Origin of the sequence: Chrysanthemum yellows phytoplasma (genome assembly GCF_000803325.1) — a bacterium.
GTDB lineage: Bacteria > Bacillota_I > Bacilli_A > Acholeplasmatales > Acholeplasmataceae > Phytoplasma > Phytoplasma asteris.
Window position 1 is genome coordinate 1 of record NZ_JSWH01000091.1, and the last position, 6,189, is coordinate 6,189.

Annotated in this window: 4 protein-coding genes; all 4 read left to right on the forward strand. The window is 32.2% G+C overall.

The window, feature by feature from the left end; genetic code table 11:
* Positions 1-27 precede the first annotated feature (27 nt).
* The 4 genes from OL66_RS01685 (at position 28) to tsaB (ending at position 5,940) form a co-directional block, all read left to right on the forward strand.
* A complete protein-coding gene (locus OL66_RS01685) occupies positions 28-2,043 on the forward strand; it encodes a DNA topoisomerase subunit B (protein WP_034172212.1) in 2,016 nt (671 codons plus the stop codon).
* Between the two features lie 84 nt (positions 2,044-2,127).
* Complete coding sequence (gyrA, locus tag OL66_RS01690) at positions 2,128-4,635, forward strand: DNA gyrase subunit A (protein ID WP_034172213.1); 2,508 nt, start codon at positions 2,128-2,130, stop codon at positions 4,633-4,635.
* A 94-nt stretch (positions 4,636-4,729) separates the two neighbouring features.
* Positions 4,730-5,230: a tRNA (adenosine(37)-N6)-threonylcarbamoyltransferase complex ATPase subunit type 1 TsaE gene (gene tsaE / locus OL66_RS01695; protein ID WP_034172214.1), complete on the forward strand. Its 501-nt coding sequence runs from the start codon at positions 4,730-4,732 to the stop codon at positions 5,228-5,230.
* 80 nt (positions 5,231-5,310) lie between these two features.
* Positions 5,311-5,940: a tRNA (adenosine(37)-N6)-threonylcarbamoyltransferase complex dimerization subunit type 1 TsaB gene (gene tsaB / locus OL66_RS01700; RefSeq protein ID WP_052177939.1), complete on the forward strand. Its 630-nt coding sequence runs from the start codon at positions 5,311-5,313 to the stop codon at positions 5,938-5,940.
* Positions 5,941-6,189 lie beyond the last annotated feature (249 nt).

The following is a 6,189-nucleotide window of genomic DNA, read 5'->3' on the forward strand; positions in this document are numbered from 1 at the left end:
TAAATTTACAAAAAAGGAGCTATTCTTTTGAAAAATTACAATGCCGATAGTATTCAAATTTTAGAAGGTTTGGAAGCAGTTCGCAAACGACCAGGAATGTATATTGGTTCAACTGCTCAAAAAGGACTTCATCATTTAGTCTGGGAAATCGTTGATAATTCCATTGATGAAGCTTTAGCAGGACACGCTAACAACATTACTTTAGAAATCCTACCTGGAGAAATTATTAGTGTTTCTGACAACGGTAGAGGAATCCCAGTTGATATTCACCCCAAAACAGGAAAACCAGCAGTAGAAACAATTCTAACTACTCTTCATGCTGGAGGAAAATTTGACAGTTCTTCTTACAAAGTTTCAGGAGGACTTCATGGTGTAGGAGCCTCTGTGGTAAATGCTCTTTCTACTTGGTTTACTGTAGAAATTCATCTCAATAAGCAAATCTATTTTCAAAAATACGAAAAAGGAATTGCAGTTTCGCCTTTGGAAGTAATTGGAAAAACTAACAAACGAGGAACTACTATCCAATTTTTAGCAGACCCTGAAATTTTCCAAGAAACTACCATTTATAAATTTGATACTCTCAAAGAAAGAATGCAACAATTATCTTTTTTAAACAAAGGTCTTAAATTAAACATTGCTGACAAAAGATACGAAAAAGAAACTTTTTTTAACTTTTGCCATGAAAAAGGTTTGCAAGACTACCTAAATTTTATTAACACTAGTCACAAACAAACTCCTTTTCACGAAATTTTTTATCTGGAAAAAGAATCCCAAAAACTAGCTTTTGAAATTGTCTTTGAATACACTACCAAAATTCGTCCCCCTAAAAAAGATGCACAAGGAAACGAAATAGAAGAAAAAGAAGGCAAAGATGCTATTCCTAACTACACCCAAAGCCAAAAAATCTTTTCTTTTGTTAACAATATTCCTACTCATGAAGGAGGAACTCACGAAGAAGGCTTTAAACTAGCCCTAAACCGTGTTATTTCTAAATATGCTAAGGAATTCAATCTTTTAAAAAAAGACGAACATTTATTAAGTGAAGACATCTTAGAAGGAATTACTGCTATTATTTCTTTAAAACATCAAGACCCTCAATTTGAAGGACAAACTAAAGCCAAACTAGCAAATACTGAAGTAAGACAAATTACATCCCAATTATTTGGCGAATTTTTAGAAAAATATTTATTAGAACATCCCCAAGATTCAAGAAAAATAATTGATAAATGTCTTCTTTCTGCAAATGCCCGTCTAGCTGCTAAACGTGCTCGTGAAGTAGTAAGAAACAAACCCCTTGATTCTTTAGGTTTTGCCTCCAAATTAGCTGATTGTAGAAGTAAAGACCCTCATATTTCTGAACTCTACATTGTCGAAGGAGATTCAGCGGGCGGTTCTGCTAAACAAGGAAGAGACTCACGTTTTCAAGCTATCCTTCCTTTACGTGGTAAAGTCCTTAATGTAGAAAAAAGTCTAGATGCCAAAATTCTTACCAATAAAGAAATTAAATCCTTAATACAAGCAATTGGTGCAGGAATTAACATTGGTAAAGGCAAAGACTTTAATATGGATAAAATCCGTTATCACAAAATTATCATTATGACAGATGCCGATGTTGATGGAGCTCACATAAGAACTTTACTATTAACTTTCTTTTTCAGACATTTCCGTAAATTAATTGAAAAAGGCTACATCTATTTTGCTCGTCCTCCTTTATACAAATACCAAAAAGGAAAAGGCGCTCCAAAATATTTTTATGATGAAAAAGCCAAACAAACTTTTGCAACTAAAAACAACTTAAAAGATGGTTTCCAAAGATACAAAGGACTTGGAGAAATGAATCCTAATCAACTTTGGGAAACAACTATGGACCCAGAAACTCGCACTCTTCTCAAAGCAAGCCTCAAAGATGCCCTTAATGCTTTAAGTGATGAAGAAGCCTTAATGGAAGCAGACCAAACTTTTAACATGTTAATGGGAGAAAAAGTCTTACCAAGAAAAAACTTCATCTTAGAAAAAGCCTTAGAAGCTGATTTAGACGTTTAATTATAAATAATTATTTTATACAACTAAAACTAACAAAATATAACATTAAATAACAACTAATATATATTTAAAAAGAGGTTAAAAATGAGCGACCAAAAAACTCAAAACAATGAAGCCAACAACCACAAAGACCACGATCATGGCAACATTCAAGAAGTAAACTTAAGCGAGGAGATGAAAAAATCCTTCTTAAGTTATGCAATGAGCGTAATTGTATCAAGAGCTTTACCAGACATTAAAGATGGCTTAAAACCAGTCCAAAGACGTATTTTATATAGTATGAAAGAATTAGGCGTCTACAGTCACGCAAGCTACAAAAAAGCAGCTCGTGTAGTTGGGGATGTTATGGGTAAATACCATCCTCATGGAGATTCAAGCATTTATGAGGCAATGGTAAGAATGGCTCAAGATTTTAGTTACCGTTATCCTTTAGTAGACGGTCATGGAAACTTTGGTTCAATTGATGGCGACAAAGCAGCAGCTATGCGTTATACTGAAGTTAAAATGGCAAAAATGGCAATGGAACTAATCAAAAACATTGACAAAGACACAATTGATTTTGTTGATAATTACGATGGTACTGAAAAAGAACCATTAGTACTTCCAACAGCTCTTCCCAACTTATTAATTAACGGAGCTACAGGAATTGCAGTAGGAATGGCAACCAAAATCCCTACTCATAATTTAGGCGAAGTCATTGATGGTTTAATTCACTACATTAATAATAAAGACATTTCCATTGATGAATTAATGCAACACATCAAAGGACCTGATTTTCCTACTGGTGGCGAACTTTTAGGCTTACAAAGTTTAAAAAGCGCTTATCACACCGGACAAGGAGCTGTTATCTTAAAGGCTAAAAGTCACGTTTCGGAAGAAAGAGGAAAAACTTCAATCATTGTTACAGAAATTCCTTATCAAGTCAAAAAAACTGATCTAATTGAAAAAATTGCTTTTCTAGTTAAAAACAAAATAGTAGAAGGAATCACAGACCTTAGAGACGAATCCAGTCGCAAAGGAATGAAAATTGTAATCGAACTTAAAAGAGACGCAAACAGTAAAATTATTCTTAACAAGCTTTACAAACATTCCCAATTAAGAATTTCTTTTGGTATCAATATGGTTGCCTTAGTTGGAAAAACTCCCCAATTAGTTTCTTTAAAACAAATCTTAGAAGCTTTTTTCAATTTCCGCATCGAAGTTATTAACCGCCAAAAAAGCTTTGAACTCAAAAAAGCAAGCGCAAGAAAACATTTAGTAACAGCTCTTATCACTATTTTAGAAGACATCGAAACTGCTATTAAACTCATCAAAACTTCTACAGATGTCAAAGAAGCCCAAAGCAAATTAATGCAAAGATACAATTTTGATGAAATACAAAGCAAAGCCATTTTAGAAATGAGCCTCCAAAGACTTGCTAACCAAGAAACTCAAAAACTTATCACTGAAGAAAAAAACCTCACTCAAGAAATTTTAGAATGCCAAAGTATCATTGATTCCCAAAAGAAAAAAGAACGCATTTTAGAAAAAGAACTTCTAGAAATGAAGAAAAAATACCAAGATGACAGAAAAACTACCCTCAATTTTGATGCTCCCCTAAACTTTGAAGACGAAGACTTAATCGAAGAAAAACCTATCATTATTACAATTACTAACAAAGGCTACATCAAAAGCATGGATATTGATACTTACAAACAACAAAAAAGAGGTGGGCAAGGCGTTTCTGGTATGAAAATCTACGAAGAAGACTTTATTGAACATCTAGCAATTACTTCTACTCACGATTATCACTTATTTTTTACTAACAAAGGCAAAGTCTATCAACTCAAAGGCTACGAAATTCCTTTAGGTCAAAGACAATCCAAAGGAAGCCATCTTGTTAATTTCTTACCATTCGAAAAAGACGAATTTTTAACTTCTTTCACCAGTGTTAAAAACTTTGATCAATCCCAAGATTACTTATTCTTTGCTACCAAAAAAGGCATAGTCAAAAAAACACCTCTCAAAGAATACAGCCACATTTCCAAAAGAGGTCTTATTGCAATTAGGTTAAAAGAAAACGATGAAGTCCTTACAGTAAACAAAACCACAGGCACTAAAAATATCATTCTAGCATCTAACAATGGCAATGCTATTTGTTTTTGTGAAACCAAAATTAAAAGTATTAGTCGCAACAGCATGGGTGTAATTGGAATGCGTCTTGGAAGTGATGAATTCTTAGTAGGAGCTGCTTTAATTGACACTGGTTCCAAAGAACAAAACATTTTAGTAATGACTGAAAACGGCTTTGGAAAAATCACCAATGTCAACCAATACCGCATTCAAGCACGTAGTGGCAAAGGCTCTAAAACTATCAAAGTAAACGACCAAAAAGGAAGGCTTATTACCCTACAAGTTGTCCTCCCTACAGATGATCTTATTGTTTCTTCTGACAAAGGACAAGTAGTAAGAGTAGCAATTGACCAAATTACCAAAACCAAAAACAAAGCTACCCAAGGAACGCGCATCATCAAATTAAAAACAGGTCATAAAGCAGTTTCAGTAGCAGTTGTCAAAAAAGAAGTACTTGATGTAGATGGCGTAGAAAATTAATTTTAAACCAACAACAAAAGACAAAACACCAAAGGAAAAAGAACAAAGGTCTTATCATATTATTTTAATCTCATAATTAAAGGTCTAAACGCATATGAAAACCAAAATATATTTAGAAACAATTACTAATACCCCAAAAGAAACCCAAATATTAGGTTACAATTTAGGAAAAAAACTCATCAATCAAAAAAAAAACACTCCCAAAGAAAAACAAAGCAAAACAATCATTTTATTACAAGGCTCTTTGGGTTGTGGAAAAACTATCTTTACTAAGGGTTTTATTAAAAGTTTTGCCATCCTTCAAAATGTTTGTAGTCCTACTTTTGTCATTTCTAAAACCTACAAGAACAAATTGCACACTATTTATCATCTTGATTTATATCGCACAGACCTTGAGACTGAATTTTTAGAAGAACTATTAGAAGACCTTACTTATCAAGATTTTGTTATAGTAGAATATTTTCAAAATTGCAGTTACCTTTTTCCTGATTTTGCTTTTTTAGTAGAAATGACATTTTTAAATGAAACTCAAAGAAAAATTACTATCTATCAAAATAGCAACCTTGATAATAAAAATAAAAGTGGATCAAAATGATATTCAAAATACTTATTCCAAAATCAACCTTTAAATTTTTTTTGCAAATCTCTAACCAAACTTTTGAAAGCGATACGACAATGAATCACAAAAACATTTTAATTCTAGATACTGCCACCAAAAGCCAAATAGTTATTTTAGTTATCCAAGGAAAAATTACTACTTTCAAATCCCGCCTTGGCAAAAACGATTATGTTCCTTGCATGATTCCTTTAATTGAAAGTGTCTTACAAGAAAATAATTTAGGTCTAAACAACTTAGATGCTTTAATAGTTGGTGTGGGTCCTGGTTCTTATACTGGCACTCGTGTAGCAGTTCTTACAGCCAAAATGTTATCCTTCAACTTACAAATCCCTTTATACCAAATAAGCAGTCTATTACTTTTATCTAGTGGTTATTCTTATGCTTCACTTACTCCTTTAATTGATGTTAGAAGTAATGCTTTTTTTGCTTTAAGCCTCAAAGAAAACCACATTTACTTAAACGAAGATAGATTTGAAAGCAGTTTCTTGCAATCTTTTCCTAATCATTTATTAATTGAACCAACTACTATCAAAATAGATTTTTGCACCATCAAACAATTTGCAAAAATTGTTTCCAATTGCCATTTATTAGTTCCTAACTACTTAACCAAAACCCAGGCAGAACGCAATTTAGAAAAAAATCGATTGACAAAAAAAATAAAAATATTTTTAAAAAAAATTAAATAATCCCAAAAAGAGACTTTTGAAGTCTCTTTTTTTTATATATAAAATTGCAAGGAAAGCACTCATGATATACAGATTAGTGAGCAAAAAACTTGTTGTTTGTTTTTTTTTTGTGATAAAATGACATTAATAGCAAGTTTTTTATTTTTTGAACTGCTGTGGCAAATTTGTAAAAAGATGGGGTTAAAAAAAATGTAAAAATGTACATACAAAATAACAATTATTTTTTCATTTCAATATTTACTTTTTGGT